General features: G+C 61.8%; 9 protein-coding genes and 2 pseudogenes. 6 read left to right on the top strand and 5 right to left on the bottom strand.

Translation table 11 applies throughout. From position 1 onward, the window contains the following. A pseudogene (locus tag J9892_RS24685) lies at window positions 1-125 on the top strand (IS630 family transposase); the annotation flags it as partial. Window positions 126-378: 253 nt separating this feature from the next. Here J9892_RS24685 and ompA (J9892_RS14950) read toward each other — a convergent pair. From ompA (J9892_RS14950) to J9892_RS14940, 3 genes are all read right to left on the bottom strand, one after another. Then, window positions 379-1,380, bottom strand: a complete 1,002-nt coding sequence (gene ompA, locus J9892_RS14950) for a porin OmpA (protein ID WP_052815703.1) — start codon at window positions 1,378-1,380, stop codon at window positions 379-381. Between the two features lie 412 nt (window positions 1,381-1,792). Next, a complete protein-coding gene (gene ompA / locus J9892_RS14945) occupies window positions 1,793-2,812 on the bottom strand; it encodes a porin OmpA (protein WP_043152397.1) in 1,020 nt (339 codons plus the stop codon). A 282-nt stretch (window positions 2,813-3,094) separates the two neighbouring features. Continuing rightward, the gene (locus J9892_RS14940; RefSeq protein ID WP_113069862.1) at window positions 3,095-3,682 is read right to left on the bottom strand and encodes a hypothetical protein; all 588 of its coding nucleotides are present in this window, start codon (window positions 3,680-3,682) and stop codon (window positions 3,095-3,097) included. Window positions 3,683-3,941: 259 nt separating this feature from the next. Here J9892_RS14940 and J9892_RS14935 point away from each other — a divergent pair, with 259 nt between their 5' ends. Next, window positions 3,942-4,208 (top strand): helix-turn-helix transcriptional regulator, encoded by a 267-nt coding sequence (locus J9892_RS14935; RefSeq protein WP_010673503.1) that lies wholly within the window; start codon window positions 3,942-3,944, stop codon window positions 4,206-4,208. Window positions 4,209-4,403: 195 nt separating this feature from the next. After that, on the top strand, window positions 4,404-5,765 hold the full coding sequence (locus tag J9892_RS14930) for a sodium-dependent transporter (protein ID WP_210538548.1): 1,362 nt from the start codon (window positions 4,404-4,406) through the stop codon (window positions 5,763-5,765). A 65-nt stretch (window positions 5,766-5,830) separates the two neighbouring features. Here J9892_RS14930 and rssA read toward each other — a convergent pair whose 3' ends face one another. Together rssA and J9892_RS14920 are read right to left on the bottom strand one after the other, a co-directional pair. Continuing rightward, a complete protein-coding gene (gene rssA / locus J9892_RS14925; RefSeq protein WP_029313973.1) occupies window positions 5,831-6,700 on the bottom strand; it encodes a patatin-like phospholipase RssA in 870 nt (289 codons plus the stop codon). A gap of 34 nt (window positions 6,701-6,734) precedes the next feature. After that, window positions 6,735-8,290: pseudogene (locus J9892_RS14920) on the bottom strand (diguanylate cyclase). 210 nt (window positions 8,291-8,500) lie between these two features. Between J9892_RS14920 and J9892_RS14915 the strand changes: the two are divergent. From J9892_RS14915 to J9892_RS14905, 3 genes are all read left to right on the top strand, one after another. Next, complete coding sequence (locus J9892_RS14915) at window positions 8,501-9,553, top strand: efflux RND transporter periplasmic adaptor subunit (protein WP_052815157.1); 1,053 nt, start codon at window positions 8,501-8,503, stop codon at window positions 9,551-9,553. Further along, a complete protein-coding gene (locus tag J9892_RS14910; protein ID WP_052815158.1) occupies window positions 9,553-12,705 on the top strand; it encodes an efflux RND transporter permease subunit in 3,153 nt (1,050 codons plus the stop codon). The genes J9892_RS14915 and J9892_RS14910 overlap by 1 nt, the downstream gene beginning before the upstream one ends. 196 nt (window positions 12,706-12,901) lie before the next feature. Further along, complete coding sequence (locus tag J9892_RS14905; protein ID WP_052815159.1) at window positions 12,902-15,253, top strand: YgiQ family radical SAM protein; 2,352 nt, start codon at window positions 12,902-12,904, stop codon at window positions 15,251-15,253. Window positions 15,254-15,535: the final 282 nt, after the last annotated feature.

Genomic DNA, 15,535 nt, shown 5'->3' with positions numbered 1-15,535 from the left:
CTAATCGCAGCTTCAAGGATTACGACGACATCCTTGATGCCTGCACATCGGCCTGGAAGCACTTTATTGCCGATGTGGAGCGGGTGATGTCACTTTGTAGCCGAGATTGGATAAAACTGACCTAATGTTTAATCCGATTGGTATCAGTCTTATGTTCATCGCGTATCCTCGTCGATGTTGGGTGTTATAGGGCTCCCAGCCCTTTGCTATGTATAGCCAACATTATGTATAGGCGATGTGAGCGCATTAACCATTTAAGTGACGCATCTGTATGGAAAATCGGTGAGACAGGCAGGTGGGCTGCCCGCGCTGGCGGTGCCGTCCGGGCATTAAAAAAGGGGCCGGAATGGCCCCTTTTTTTAACAGGTGGTTGTCCCCTTATTGCTGCACTTCCTGTACGCCGGTGACGCGCACTTCGACGCGGCGATCCGGTGCCAGGCAGGTGATCAGCTGAGCCTTGGCCTTGATGCCGTCACACTGGGTGCCGGTGACCGGGTTGGCTTCACCACGACCTTCGATGGAAACCTTGCCAGCCGGCAGACCCTTGCCAACCAGGAAGTCGGCCACGGTGCGGGCACGGGCTTCAGACAGCTTCAGGTTGTAGGCATCGGAGCCGATGCGGTCGGTGTAACCCACCACCACGGCGCTGCCATCTTTCGGCTGGACGTCGACGATCTGCTGATACAGGGTGTTGAGCGCAGCAGCCCCTTCCGGCTTCAGGGTGGATTTGCCGAAGGCAAACAGCACGTCCGAGCTCAGGGAGAAGTTCTTGTCGACCATGACGGGCTCGGGAACCGGCTCGGGAGCCGGTGCCGGGGCCGGTGCCACATAGGTGGTGCGGTTCGGGTGCATCACCAGTTCCAGGGTGGCGACGCTCATGTCGGTTTTCCAGGTTTTCTGATCGTCACCCAGATCCCACATGTAGCGGTAGCGGGCCTGCAGGTCGATAAGGTCGGAGAGCTTGGCAGTCAGACCCAGACCCGCCAGCGGCGAGGTGCCGTTGTCGCTCTGGCCGTTGCCGTTGACGTGGTTGAAGTAGGCACCCCCTTCGGCGAAGACGGAGAAGATGTCATTCATGGGCAGGCGTGCGATACCGGACAGGGTGGCACCCTGGGTTTTGAAGTCGACGCCATCGACGCCAGCCTTGCCGGCATAGAGATAGCCGAGCTCGGCGGCAAAGTTCTCGGTGAAGTTGTAACCGCCGAACAGGGAGAGCGCGGTGGCGTCCTTGTCAGCATCCTGGCCGAAGGTATCCAGGTCGTGGCCATAGGCCCAACCTGCACCCATACCCGTGTACCAGTCGTCGGCCGCCTGAGCGGTGGTGGTTCCCATGGCTGCAATGGCCAGAGCAATCAGGGTTGGTGCCATTTTCATTTTCATCGTTTTATCCTTGTTGAGTTGCCGTGCTATGGGCGTACTGCGCACTCTTTGTTATACCGGTCGCAGATGACACTTCATGTGCGACACCGTGAGCGGATCACGGACGGCTTGAATAAAAAATGGATGGAAACCTGGATTCTCATGAAGCTGTTTCTCCATGGACAACTAACCGGGCACTGAGCACTTTTAATAGTTCATCCAATGTCTTACAAGCGTTGCTACTGTATTCTTTTGAATCAGCGTGATCAAGTTTCTGCACAGATATGCAGCGCCGACACCGGTGTCGCGGGGCCGCAATACGGGGGTAAAGGGGAGAAAAGGTGAGACAGAGAGTGTCGCTGGGGGGAGGAGAGAGACAGCAAAAGGGGATGCCGTGGCATCCCCTTTTTTACGTTACCTGAGCGAAGTCAGATTACTTTTGAACTTCTTGTACGCCGGATACGCGAACTTCTACGCGACGGTCCGGAGCCAGGCAGGAGATCAGCTGAGCCTTGGCCTTGACGCCGTCACACTTGGTGCCGGTGACCGGGTTGGCTGCGCCGCGACCTTCGATGGCAACCTTGCTGGCAGCCATACCCTTGCTGACCAGGAAGTTGGCAACGGTGCGGGCACGAGCTTCAGACAGCTTCTGGTTGTAAGCGTCGGAACCGATACGGTCGGTGTAACCAACAACAACGGCGTTGCCGTCTTTCGGCTGGAACTCAACGATTTGCTGGTACAGAGCGTTCAGGGCTTGCACACCTTCGGCTTTCAGGCTGTCTTTGCCAAAGGCGAACAGCACGTCGGAGTTCAGGGCGAAGTTCTTCTCAACGATTTGCGGAGCCGGGGCCGGTGCTTCTTCAACAACCGGGGCCGGAGCAGGCGCTACGTAGGAAGTACGGAACGGGTGGTAAACGGCTTCCAAGGTCGCAACGCTCTGGTTGGACTTGTAGCGTACGTTGTCGGCGTGCAGGTCAGCCACGTCCCACATGTAGCGGTAGCGAGCTTGCAGATCCAGCGCGTCATTGACCTTGTAGGTCACACCGGCACCGGCCAGCGGGGATACTTTGGTATCGCTGGTGCCCAGACCGTCGGTGTGGCCCCAGTAGGCGCCAGCTTCACCGAACAGGGAGAAATCGTTGCCCAGCGGCAGACGAGCGATACCGGACAGGGTGGCACCCTGGCTCTCGTAACGGTTGCCGTCGGTGTTGCCACGGCCGGTGTACTGGTAGCCCAGCTCGGAACCGAAGTATTCGTTGAAGTTGTAACCAACGAAGGCATTGGCAGCAGCCGCATCTTCTTCGCCAACGTTCACGCCTTCGATCTTGTTCAGACCGTTGAAGTGAGTTGCACCAACACCGGCGCCGAAGTAGATGTCGTCAGCGGCGTGAGCTGCAGTTGCACCCATGGTGGCCATAGCGATGGCGATCAGGGAAGGAGCCATTTTCATCATAAAATAATCCTCGTTGAGATGGCACGTTGTTCACGTGCTTCGCACTTTGTAATTTATGTAAGCTGCTGGCTCTGTCGACCAACGACGTTGGTGCGAACAGGGATCCTAGATCCATCCAGGAGGCACGTATCTGGGTGCACAAGTGCATACTCCGCCACGAACAGCCGACGTCATTCCGATGACGTGGCGCACTTTATGCCCATTTCAAAACATGATCAAGCTCACAGATAAGGGATGGGGCAAATTGTGTCGTAGGGATAACTGGCTGTTTCTTGGGATTTATTAGTGATCCAAGTAGGCGCGATGCAGTTTCTTCTCAAGCTTCATATAAGCCTCAGCCCAAGCGTGCCGCGGGGTGGCGTCACCCGCCCTGACCGAGAGGACAGCAAGATAGTCCGCCTCGGTTGCTTCGCACAGCAAGGGTGTGAAACTGAGCAAGAAGTGACGGGCGAGGTAGGGATCGAGAGGCCAGATGTTGAGGATGGCCCGCGCCACGGGCTGGACAGCGGTGTAGCAGATGAAGTGCCGATGACCAGCTTCCAGCCATTGGGCCATCTCGGCGAGGCTTTCTTCCGGCACGATGCCGCCATCGCCTTTCTCCCTGGCCAGCGTCATCGTGTGACCATTGCCCAGCGCCAGGGTGCCGTTTTCTGCCACGACGCCGTCGTGGCTGCGCAGGGGAAGCGTCGCCTGGCCTTCAAGATAGAGGCTGCAGCTGTCCGGGAGGGCCGCCAGCACGGTGGCGGCGTCCCCCTGCATGGCAATGGGCAGCCAGAACGCCTCGGCCCGGGTCTGCAGACCCTGGGCGAGCTGACGGGGGAGGGAGTCCGGGTCGGAATGAAGACGGGAAATGATGCCGGGAAATGCCATGTTGATGACTCTCTTGGAAATAACCGGCGAATTATACGAGGGATGGCCGGGCAACAAGAAAGGTTTCTTTTCGAGACTGTTTACCTGAGGCGACGCAGCGATTACCATCCCCGAGGTTTGTGAAGGGTTGTCGTCGAAAGACGCTGATTATAGATAGAGGCTCGACCATAACGAGTCCGTTCAAAACTGATACACTTGACTACGAGTCGTCGCGAAAAATTAAAGGTGGAGTCAATCCGCCGAACGGAGTATGGAACACATGAATTCAAATATCGTAACTGTTGGCAAGAAGATCCGTCAGATCCGCGAAGCGGTAGGCCTGAGCCGTCCCAAGTTTGCCGATCTGCTGGGCGTCCCCCCAACCACCCTGAAGAACTATGAACTGGGTTACCGTGAAGTCGGAGGCGCCTTCCTGGTTGCCCTGGCCCACCACCCCGATCTGCACAAGTTCACCCTCTGGCTGCTGGCTGACAAGAAAGTCGCCGAAATCGGCCAGATCGGTCCGGACGATATTGCCAAGGCTTGATTCGGTTCAACCTTGATAAAAATGCCGCCCTCGAGGCGGCATTTTTTATTTGTCAAAATGGAAGATTATTTAATTAAATAATGCGTTGTGTGCGGCCAGCGGCGATTTTCACTAAATCATCTTGTCGGGCTGGATTAATCCACGGAACACTCCGACCCTTTTAATTCAGGCGGTGATCCACACAGCGAGACAACGATGAGCCAATCCATTACCAAAGCCAGAGATGGGTTTACCAGCACCTTTGGCGTGCTGGCCGCGACCCTGGGGTCTGCCGTCGGGCTCGGCAATATCTGGAAGTTTCCCTATCTGACCGGTGAGAACGGTGGCGCCGGTTTTCTGCTGGTCTATGTCATCGCCACCCTGCTGGTGGGGTTGCCAGTGATGATCTCCGAGATCATGCTGGGGCGCGAGGCCAGGACGGATGCGGTCAGCGGGCTCATCAAGCTGGCCCCGAAGGGGCAACCCTGGTGGCTGATCGCCGCCATGGGGGTGAGCGCGGCCTTCCTCATCATGTCGTTCTACTCCGAGGTGGCGGCCTGGGTGTTTGCCTACATCTTCAAGGCGGCCAGCGGCGAGATCCTCTCCACCGATTCCGCCGTCACGGGTGCTGCCTTCAATTCGCTCATCACGGATCCCTTGCAGAGTCTGCTCTGGCAGTGGCTGGTGCTGGCCCTGATGGGGGGGATCTTGTTGATGGGGGTCTCAAGGGGGATCGAAGCGGTCACCAAGCGGTTGATGCCACTGCTCTTCATCCTGCTGCTGGTGATAGGCGTGCGCAGCCTGACTCTGCCCGGAGCGAGCGAAGGACTGCATTTCCTGTTCTCGCCGGATTTCTCCAAGGTGACCGCAGGCGTCGTGCTGACGGCCATGGGGCTGGCGTTCTTCAAGCTCTCCATCGGGATGGGCTGCATGATGACCTATGGCAGCTATTTTCGCGATGATCAGCACATCCCTCTCACCACGGTACGGGTGATGTGCGCGGATCTCTTCGTCTCCATGCTGGCGGGGATCGCCATCTTCCCGGCGGTGTTTGCCTTTGGCTTCGAGCCGAGCGCAGGCCCCTCCCTGCTGTTCATCACCATACCCGCGGTCTTTGCCAGCATCCCCTTCGGCCACCTCTTCATGGTGCTCTTCTTCGTGCTCTCCGCCATCGCGGCCACCGGGGCCATGCTCTCCATCCTGGAGGTGCCGGTCTCGGTGCTCTCCGAGCGCTTTCACATGAGCCGCACAAGGGCGACCCTGATCAACCTGCTGGTGCTGGGGGCGGTCGGCTCGACCTGTGCGCTCTCGAGCAGCACGCTGGCGGATGTGCAGGTTGGCGGGAAAACCTTCTTCGATCTGTTCGACTTCGTCTCTTCCAACGTGCTGATGCCCCTTGGCGGCATCTTCCTCTGCCTGTTCGTGGGCTGGGTATGGGGATTCGAGCGGATGGCGACGGCGCTGACCAATGGAGGCAAGCTGGCGCTGCCCATCCTCAGGCCCCTGTTTTTCATCATCCGTTATGTGTCGCCGCTGCTGATCCTGGTGGTGATGCTCAAGGGGCTGGGGCTGTTCTGAGCCGCGTCGCCCGAAACAAAAAAGCGCCTATTGGCGCTCTTTTTGTCTTTTACCCCGATATGCCCTCATATCAGGCAGAGTCGTGACAGCTCCTCCTTGAGCTGCTCCAGGTTGCGCTCGACACAGGCTTCCCCCTCGTTGATGGCGTCGCTCGCGCGGTGGAAATCCATGATGGAGAGGTTGCCAAGGCGCGGGCAGAGCTGGATCTCGGGGGGATCCCCGGCCATCCGGGCACGGGTGATGCGCTCCTGCATGATGTTGATGGAGCCCGTCATCACCCCCCACATGCCGGGGGTACTGGGCTCGCGCTCGCCCCGGTTCAACCACTGGCTGAGCAGCCCCCCCTGCACGGGCTCGTCCGGTTCGTCGGTCCAGGGCTGGTGCATGTCGGTGTTGAGGTTGACGGCGATCACCACCTCGGCTCCCATGGCGCGGGCCAGGGAGATGGGGACCGGGTTGACCACGGCCCCGTCCACCAGCCAGCGATCCTCCACCCGGGTCGGGGTGAGCAGGCCGGGCATACCGCAGGAGGCGCGCACACACTGGCGAAGCGGTCCTTCCTGCAACCAGATCTCGCGACCGGTATCGAGTTCGGTGGCGACGCAGGCAAAGGGCAGCGGCAGGCTTTCGATGGCGGGATCCCCCAGATGGCCGGCGGCGATGCCAAATACCTTGTCACCGCGAAACAGGCCGCCGGAGAGGGCAGGATCGAGCAGCCCCATGACCTGCAGGCGGCTGAAGCCGCGCACCCAGCTCTCCAGCTTGTCCAGTTCACCAGCGGCATAGGCGGCGCCGACAAAGCTGCCGATGGAGCAGCCAGCCACCAGATCCGGCTTGACGCCCAGTCGCTCCAGGGCACGGATGATGCCGATGTGGGCCCATCCTCGGGCCGCACCGCTGCCCAGGGCCAATCCCAGACGGGGTTTTCGTGACACAGTTGCGTCTCCTGACATGAAGTGGGAGTCCAGCTTACTCCGGCTTCTCCTGTCCGTCATCCCGCCACGCTTCGCTGCGATTGCGGCCGTTGGCCTTGGCCTGATAGAGGGCGATATCGGCGCGGCGGATCACCTCCTGCAAGGAGATGGCTGGTGACTGGCGACAGTGGCCCAGGCTGACGGTCACCTTCAGCTCGGCCGCGATGGCGCTCCAGGGATGCTCTGCTATGCACAGACGAAGCCGCTCGGCCAAGGGGGCCAGAGGGATCGCTTCATCGGCGACGAGCAGCAGAAACTCCTCGCCGCCCCAGCGGATCAGGTGGCACTCCCGTGTCAGCAGGGACTGGCAGAGCTGCACCAGACGGATGAGGACCTGATCGCCCACCCCGTGGCCGAAACGGTCGTTGACCTGTTTGAAGTGATCGCAGTCAAACATGATGGAGCCGATACGTTGGCGGCCTGCCAGGGCCTGGCGGTGTTCGAAGGCATCGAAGTAGTGGCGGTTGAAGGCGCCGGTCAGGGCATCGTGGCGCGACAGGTAGTTGAGGCGCCGGTTGAGGCGCTGGGCACGCAGGCTGGAGACGGTCGCCACCACCAGACAGAGAATGGTGATGAGCGCCGTCGCCGATTGCCACAACAGCGTCTGCAGCATAGGCAGCAGCGGGATGCGATGGATGAGGGAGAGCGGTGTCTCCGGGATGGGATAGACGAGCTGCAAGGCGCCCTGTTGCCACTCATATTCCGCTGACTGCGCCGTCCTGACCGGGGGGGCGCGGTACCGGACTGGCTGCTGGCGAGGATCTGCTGATGGGCGTTGAGCAGGAACAGGGTGCCAATCCGGGGGGCGAGGCGGTGCAGGGTCTGCGCCAGCGTGACGGTCTGGATGTCGATGCTGAGCAGGCCAATGATCTGGCCGCCCTGGGTAATGGGTTGGGAGAGGGTGATCATCTGCCCCCGTCCGGCAAAATCCTGGTAGGGGCGCGAGAGCATGGCGTGCTCCAGGTGGGGATGCCTGGCCATCGCCTCCTGCCAGTAGGCCTTGCTGTAAATCACGGGATCGAAGCGAAACTGGCTGGATGGCACCCAGGGATAGAGGTAGATGAAATTGTCCGTACCGGTGAAGTAGATCCAGGCCACGTCCCTGTCCAGCAGCTTGCTGGCCGTGGCGAGCAAGGGGGAGAGGCTGAGGGCGAGATGTATTCTGGCTTGCCGCTCGCTGCCGTCATGGGGCAGCGGGCCCTGCCCGGTCAGGTTGCCGATGAGGGCGGGGGGCAGATCGACGGGGATGCGATCCAGGTTGATGCCGTGCTCCCCGTCAGATTGCAGCGCCTGATAGAGCTGGCGAGAGAGCACGGATTGGGGATTGCTGCGCAGGCGCTCCTCCGCCTGGCCGCGCATGGCCTCAAGGAAGGTCTCCATCCGCTGGTGTTGGCTGCTGAGCTGGGTCGCGGCGTTGATGGTGTCACGCTTGTTGATCTCGGTAACCTGGCGAAACGCATGTTGCAGGGCGAGCAGCAACAGCAGCAGGCCGAGGCCCAGCAGCAGCCACTGCAATCGGTATCTGGCAAAGGCGGGGGAGGGAATGGACATGGGCGTACCGGAAGATGGCGAGAGTCGGCATCAGTGTAAGGCAGAACCCTGACGCGCGTGCCGACAAGATGCGTTTTTGATGATCTTCTCACCGGACTGTTACGTTTTGTCACATTTATACATAGTCACGGCATAGTCAGGGGGTAACATGGTGCCATCCTTGATGAAGCTATCTCTTCTTCCTCTCTCTTTGACTGCATGGATCTTGTGATGAAAACGCGCGTGTGGCTGTGGCTTTTCCCTCTTCTTCTATTGCTGGCGGCGGGCGCCTGGCATCTGCGGCAGGCTGAACCCGCCAGCAAGCCAGCACCAAGAGAGATCAATATCAGGGCCGAAACCGTCAGGCAGAGTCTGGCCGAGCCCTCCATCAAGCTGGTGAGCAAGCTTGCGGCCAATCGCTCCGTGGCCATCAGCCCCGAGGTGACCGGCCGCATTGCCACCATCGCGGTGAGCTCCGGCCAGCAGGTCACACAGGGGCAGACCCTGATCGCCCTGGATGCGGGCAAGCAGCAGGCGGAGCTGGCCGAGCAGAGCGCCAGCGTGCGCGACGAGGCTCGCAAGCTGCGGGACATGCGCAAGCTGGTGGCGCGAGGCGCCGTCACCACCTCGGAGCTGGAGGGGCAGGAGGCGACTGTCGCCCAGGCCCAGGCCCGGGTCGATGCGGCCCGTTACGAGCTCTCCCTGCGCACCCTGGCCGCCCCCTTCGACGGCACTGTCAGCCTCATCGATCTCAGCGAAGGAGCCCTGGTCAACAGCGGCGACGTGCTCTTGCATCTGGACGAGCTGGCAAAACTGCGGCTCGATCTGGCGGTGCCCGAGCGCTACCTCTCCCTGCTGCGCCCCGGCATGGCGGTGACGGCAACCAGCTCGGCCTGGCCGGATCAATCCTTTTCCGGCGTGCTGGAGACCCTCGACAGCCGGATCTCCAGCGACACCCAGAACATCAAGGCCCGCGTCATCCTGCCCAACACCGGTGGCCAGCTGCGTCCCGGCATGCTGATGAACGTGGATCTCTCTCTGCCACCCCAGAAGATGACCCTGATCCCCGCCCAGTCGGTGGAGTATGCCGGCGAGCAGCGCTTCGTCTATCGCCTGGAGGCGGACGGACGGGTGAAGCGCGTGCCGGTGGAGCTTGGCGACACCCATGGCGAGGCCGTCTGGGTGCTCAAGGGGTTGAACGTCGGCGATCGCATCGCGGTGGAGGGGCTGGTCAATCTGCGCGACGGCGCCCAGGTACGTGATCTGGGCGAGGTGAAAGGCTGATGTGGCTCTCCGATATCTCAGTACGCCGTCCCCTGGTGGCGGTGGTCATCAGCGCCCTGCTCACCGTGTTCGGCCTGGTGGCCTTCAGCAAACTCACCGTGCGGGAGATGCCGGATGTGCAGACCCCGTCCGTTTCCATCACCACCACCTATGAGGGGGCGGCCCCCGAGGTGATGGAGAGCCAGGTCACCAAGCCCATCGAGGATCAGCTCTCCGGCATCAGCGGCATCAAGAACATCAACTCGGTGACCCGCAAGGGGCGCTCCTCCATCACGGTGGAGTTCAAGCTCGGCTGGAACATGCTGGAGGGCACCTCCGACGTGCGTGACGCCATCTCCCGGGCCAGACCCAAGCTGCCAGACGGGGCGGACGAGCCCATGGTGACCAAGGACAACGGCAACGGGGATGTGGCCATCTGGCTCAATTTCAGCAGCACCCAGATGGACCGTACCGCCATGACGGATTACGCCAATCGCATGCTGGTGGACCCCTTGAGCCTGGTGGACGGGGTAAGCGAGGTCTCCCTCTCCGGGGACCTGACCCAGGTGATGTACGTGCGGCTGCGCCCCGCCGACATGGCGGCCCGCGGCATCACGGTGGCCGACGTGCAGGATGCCCTCAAGCGGGAGAACATCGAGCTGCCGGGCGGCGAGATCCGCAACAACACCATGACCATGGCGGTGCAGATCGCACGGCTCTATCACAGTGCGGAAGATTTTCGCACCCTGCCGGTGAAAACTGCCACCAATGGTCAGAGCATCTATCTGGCGGACATTGCGGATGTGGAGGTGGGGGCCAAGAACGAAGACAGCGCCTATCAGCGCAACGGCCGCGAGAGCCTGGGGATTGGCATCGTCGCCCAATCCACAGCCAACCCCCTGGCGGTGGCCCAGGGCATCGAGAAGAAGCTCGTGGAGATGCAGCGCTTCCTGCCGGAGGGGGCTACCCTTGAGGTCGACTACGACTCCACCATCTTCATCAAGCAGGCCATCGACGAGGTGTATGAGACACTCGCCATCTGCGCCCTGCTGGTGGTGGCCGTGCTCTATCTCTTCCTCGGGCAGGGGCGCACCACCCTCATTCCGGCCATCACGGTGCCCGTCTCCCTGATTTCGGCCTTCATCGGTGCCTGGTATCTGGGCTTTTCCATCAACCTCATCACCTTGCTGGCCCTCATCCTCGCCATCGGCCTGGTGGTGGATGACGCCATCGTGGTGGTGGAGAACATCCACCACCACCTGCAACGGGGCGAGTCCCCCTTGATGGCGGCCTGGCACGGCACCCGGGAGGTGGGCTTTGCCGTCATCGCCACCACCGCCGTGCTGGTGATGGTGTTCGTGCCCATCGCCTTCATGGACGGCATGGTGGGGCGCCTCTTCACCGAGTTCGCCATCCTGCTCTCCCTGGCCGTGCTCTTCTCCTCCCTGGTGGCGCTCACCCTGACCCCGGCCATGGGCTCCTGGCTGATGCGTGCCGTGGACAAGCCCAACGCCCTGACCGCCACCCTGGACAAGGGACTTGGCTGGGTGGAGGAGCGTTATCGCCGCGTGCTGGGGGCCGTGCTGCGCCGCGCCGTCTGGATGCCCCTGGTGTTGCTGCTCTGCCTCGGCGGCATTGGCGCCCTCTTTGGCAAGCTGCCCGCGAGCCTCACCCCGACCGAGGACAGGGGCGTGCTCTATGTGTTCGTGAAAGGGGCGGAGGGCACCAGCATCGAGCGGATGAAGCGCAACATGCAGCAGGTGGAGGCCGCCATCCTGCCGCTGCTCGGCAAGGGGGTGGTGCAGGCCATGAGCTTCAGCACCCCGGCCTTCGGGCGCGGCGGCGATCAGACCGGCATGGCCATCATCCAGCTCAGTGACTGGGCGGTGCGAGACGAAACGGCCACCGAGTTTGGCCGCTCCCTGAGCGGTCGCCTCGCCGGCATCCCCGACGTGATGATCCGCACCTTCCAGCCGGGGTTCAGAGGCGGCTCCACCGCGGCGGTGCAGTTCGTGCTGCAAGGCTCCGATTACGGCGAGCTCAACCAGCAGGGGCTGGCGCTCAAGGAGGCGGCGGCCCAAAGCGGGCTGATGCAGAGCCCGGATCTCGACTATGCCGAGAAGACCCCGGAGCTGCAGGTGACCATAGAGCGGGAGCGAGCCACCCAGCTCGGCATTCCGGTCTCCACCATCGCAAGCTCCCTGCAGGCCCTGCTCGGCGGCGTCAGCCAGACCACCTATGTGGACAGGGGCGAGGAGTATGACGTCTACCTGCGCGCCAACCAGACCCAGTTCAACGGTATCTCCGACATCAGCCGCATCTATTTGAAGGCCGCGAGCGGCGAGATGGTGAGCCTCTCCACCCTGGCGACCGTCACCCAGGTGGCGAGTCCCCAGCGCCTCAACCACTACCAGCGCCAGAAGGCGGTCACCCTCACCGCGGACGTGGCCTCCGGCCACACCCTGGGGGAAGCGCTCGACTTCCTGGATGGCTGGGCCGCAGATCACCTGCCCACCGGCATGTCGGTGGATTACGCCGGCGAGTCCAAGGACTATCGCGACAACCAGGGGGAGATGGCACTGGTGTTCGGCCTGGCCCTGCTGGTGGTCTATCTGGTGCTGGTGGCCCAGTTCGAGAGCCTGCTGACCCCGGCGGTGGTGATGATGACGGTGCCGCTCGGCATCTTCGGCGGCCTGCTCGGCCTCTGGCTCACGGGGCAGGAGCTCAGCATCTACAGCCAGATAGGCATGATCATGCTCATCGGCATGGTGACCAAGAACGGCATCCTCATCGTGGAGTTCATCAACCAGCTGCGCCAGCGGGGTGAAGGGTTCGAGGAGGCGATCATCAAGGGGTCGGTGCGCCGCCTGCGCCCCATCTTGATGACCTCGCTCACCGCCATCATCGGCGCCGTGCCCCTGATGCTCTCCATGGGGGCGGGGTACGAGAGCCGGATGGCCGTGGGGACCGTGGTCTTCTTCGGCTTGTCCTTGGCGACCCTGGTGACCCTGCTGGTGGTGCCCGCCATCTATCACCTGATCGCCAGACGCGCGGGGATGACGGGGGCACGGGACCGACTGGTGGACGAAATACTGGCCACGGCAACCCCGGCCAGTCCCTCCCCGGTGCCGGGGGCGGTGGTCCCCGAGGGGCGGGACAAACCGGCGGCCTAGCGTGCCGACCCGGATGACAGCAAACAGGGCGCCAATGGGCGCCCTGCTTGTTGATGAGATCTGAGTCTGTCACGCCGACCTGTCGCGCCCGCTCGAAGGCGCCCCTTCCCCTCGCGTTCTGTAGGGGCAAAAAGCCGTCGCCCCCGCCTTGCTCTGCCGGTATAATGCGCGACCCGAATTGTTCCAGGTGGTCAAAATGCAGCCGGTTACCAACCTCTTCTCCTATCCCCGTTACTGGGCCGAGTGCTACGGCACGGCGCCCTTCCTGCCCATGTCCCGTGCGGAGATGGACAAGCTCGGCTGGGACAGCTGCGACATCGTGCTGGTGACAGGCGACGCTTACGTGGATCACCCGAGCTTCGGCATGGCGGTGATCGGCCGCATGCTCGAATCACAGGGTTTTCGGGTCGGCATCATCGCCCAGCCGGACTGGTCATCGAAGGATGACTTCATGCGCCTGGGCAAGCCCAACCTCTTCTACGGGGTGACGGCGGGCAACATGGACTCCATGATCAACCGCTACACCGCCGACAAGAAGCTGCGCCACGACGACGCCTACACCCCGGGGGATGTGGGCGGCAAGCGGCCGGATCGCGCCACCTTGGTCTACACTCAGCGCTGCAAAGAGGCCTATAAAGAGGTGCCGGTGGTCATCGGCGGCATAGAGGCATCCCTGCGCCGCATCGCCCACTACGACTACTGGTCCGAGACCATCCGTCGCTCCATCCTGATCGACGCCAAGGCCGACATCCTCATCTACGGCAACGCCGAGCGCCCCCTGGTGGAGGTGGCTCACCGCATTGCAGGTGGCGAGACCATCGAGACCATGCAGGACATTCGCGGCACCGCCGTGATCCGCAAGGAGCCGCTGCCGGGCTGGCGCGGGGTGGATTCGAGCAAGCTCGACCAGATTGGCCGCATCGATCCCATTCCCAACCCCTATATGGAAGGGGCCCCCTGCAGCGACGACGAGGGCACTGCGCCGATGGAGCAGGAGGCCAAGCCCATCCTGGTGCAGCCCCCTAAGCAAAAACCGTGGGAGAAGACCTATGTCAAGCTGCCGGCGTTTGAGCGGGTGAAGGAGGACAAGGTGCTCTACGCCCATGCGTCGCGCATCCTGCACCACGAGACCAACCCGGGCTGCGCCCGCGCCCTCTCCCAGGCCCACGGCGATCGCATCATCTGGGTCAACCCGCCTGCCTTCCCGCTCGAGACCGACGAGATGGACGGGGTGTTCGGCCTGCCGTACCAGCGGGTGCCGCACCCGGCCTATGGCAACGAGAAGATCCCGGCCTACGACATGATCAAGACCTCGGTCAACATCATGCGTGGCTGCTTCGGCGGCTGCTCCTTCTGCTCCATCACCGAGCACGAAGGGCGCATCATCCAGAGCCGCTCGGAAGAGTCGATCTTGAAAGAAATCGAAGAGATCCGCGACAAGGTGCCGGGCTTTACCGGCGTCATCTCGGATCTGGGCGGCCCCACCGCCAACATGTACCGCTTACGCTGCAAGAGCCCCAAGGCCGAGCAGACCTGTCGCCGTGCCTCCTGCGTCTGGCCGACCATCTGCCCGCACATGGACACCGACCACAGCCCGACCATCAACCTCTATCGCAAGGCGCGCGACCTCAAGGGCATCAAGAAGATCCTGATCGCCTCCGGCGTGCGTTACGACATCGCGGTGGAAGATCCGCGCTACATCAAGGAGCTGGCCAAGTACCACGTCGGCGGCTACCTCAAGATCGCGCCGGAACACACCGAGGAGGGCCCGCTCTCCAAGATGATGAAGCCGGGCATGGGCAGCTACTACAGCTTCAAGGAGCTGTTCGACAAGTACTCCAAAGAGGCGGGCAAGCAGCAGTACCTGATCCCCTATTTCATCTCCGCCCACCCAGGCACCACGGATGAAGACATGGTGAACATGGCGCTCTGGATCAAGTCCAACCGCTTCAAGCTCGATCAGGTGCAGAACTTCTACCCGTCGCCGCTCGCCAACGCCACCACCATGTATTACACCGAGAAAAACCCCCTCAACAAGGTGAGCCGCCAGGGCGGGGACGTGTTCGTGGTGAAAGGGGAGCGTCGCCGTCGCCTGCACAAGGCGCTGCTGCGCTATCACGATCCGGCCGGCTGGCCGATGATCCGCGAAGCCCTGCTGGAGATGGGCAAGGGCCACCTCATCGGTAACGGCCCCGACTGCCTGGTGCCGCCGGAAGGCCGCGGCGAGGCCAAGGCCGAACGCAGCCGCAGCAAGGGCCTCAAGCCCGCGTTGACCCGTCATAGCAATATCGTGCATCAGCGCGGCAATGGTGCTGGCAACAAGGCCGGCAATGGTAAACCGGTGGGCACCCAGCTGCAGAAAGGCTCGGGCAACGGCAAGTCTGCCGCACAGGGCGCAAGTCAGGGTAAACCGGCAGGGCAGGGGAAACCCGCTCACAAAGGTAAGGCCCCGACCCGCGCAGGCTCTGCCAAGCAGGGTGCCAAACCTGCCACTCAGGGCGGCAAGCCAGCGGCCAAAGGAAATGGTGCCAAGCGACCGGCAAGGTGAGTTTCCTGATTGGAAAGAGATAGAAATAGAAAAGGCGACCGGATGGTCGCCTTTGTTTTATTGGTTTGCTGGTTGATCTTGATATGTTGTGTCTACCCACAGAAAGTTTTTCTGCCCTGAAAGTACATAACAATTAATACCAATCAGATTAAAGATGTGATCTAATTGCTCTATTCTGGTTTCACTGTACTCAGTATGTCCGATCCAATCGATTTCTTGGCCCTCGCCAAGGCAGAAACCAACGCCAGGAAACGCATGCGATTCCTGGCGTTAGCACACTTT

Origin of the sequence: Aeromonas sp. Prich7-2 (assembly GCF_017939255.1) — a bacterium.
Classification (GTDB): domain Bacteria; phylum Pseudomonadota; class Gammaproteobacteria; order Enterobacterales; family Aeromonadaceae; genus Aeromonas; species Aeromonas caviae.
This window is presented reverse-complemented; position numbering and strand designations above follow the sequence as displayed.

What these genes read in the sequence shown, in the direction of transcription:
- J9892_RS14930 (WP_210538548.1), top strand. Translation starts at nt 4,404, where the DNA reads ATGAGCCAATCCATTACCAAAGCCAGAGATGGGTTTACCAGCACCTTT.
- J9892_RS14940 (WP_113069862.1), bottom strand. Translation starts at nt 3,682, where the DNA reads ATGGCATTTCCCGGCATCATTTCCCGTCTTCATTCCGACCCGGACTCC.
- J9892_RS14905 (WP_052815159.1), top strand. Translation starts at nt 12,902, where the DNA reads ATGCAGCCGGTTACCAACCTCTTCTCCTATCCCCGTTACTGGGCCGAG.
- J9892_RS14915 (WP_052815157.1), top strand. Translation starts at nt 8,501, where the DNA reads ATGAAAACGCGCGTGTGGCTGTGGCTTTTCCCTCTTCTTCTATTGCTG.
- ompA (WP_052815703.1), bottom strand. Translation starts at nt 1,380, where the DNA reads ATGAAAATGAAAATGGCACCAACCCTGATTGCTCTGGCCATTGCAGCC.
- ompA (WP_043152397.1), bottom strand. Translation starts at nt 2,812, where the DNA reads ATGATGAAAATGGCTCCTTCCCTGATCGCCATCGCTATGGCCACCATG.
- J9892_RS14935 (WP_010673503.1), top strand. Translation starts at nt 3,942, where the DNA reads ATGAATTCAAATATCGTAACTGTTGGCAAGAAGATCCGTCAGATCCGC.
- J9892_RS14910 (WP_052815158.1), top strand. Translation starts at nt 9,553, where the DNA reads ATGTGGCTCTCCGATATCTCAGTACGCCGTCCCCTGGTGGCGGTGGTC.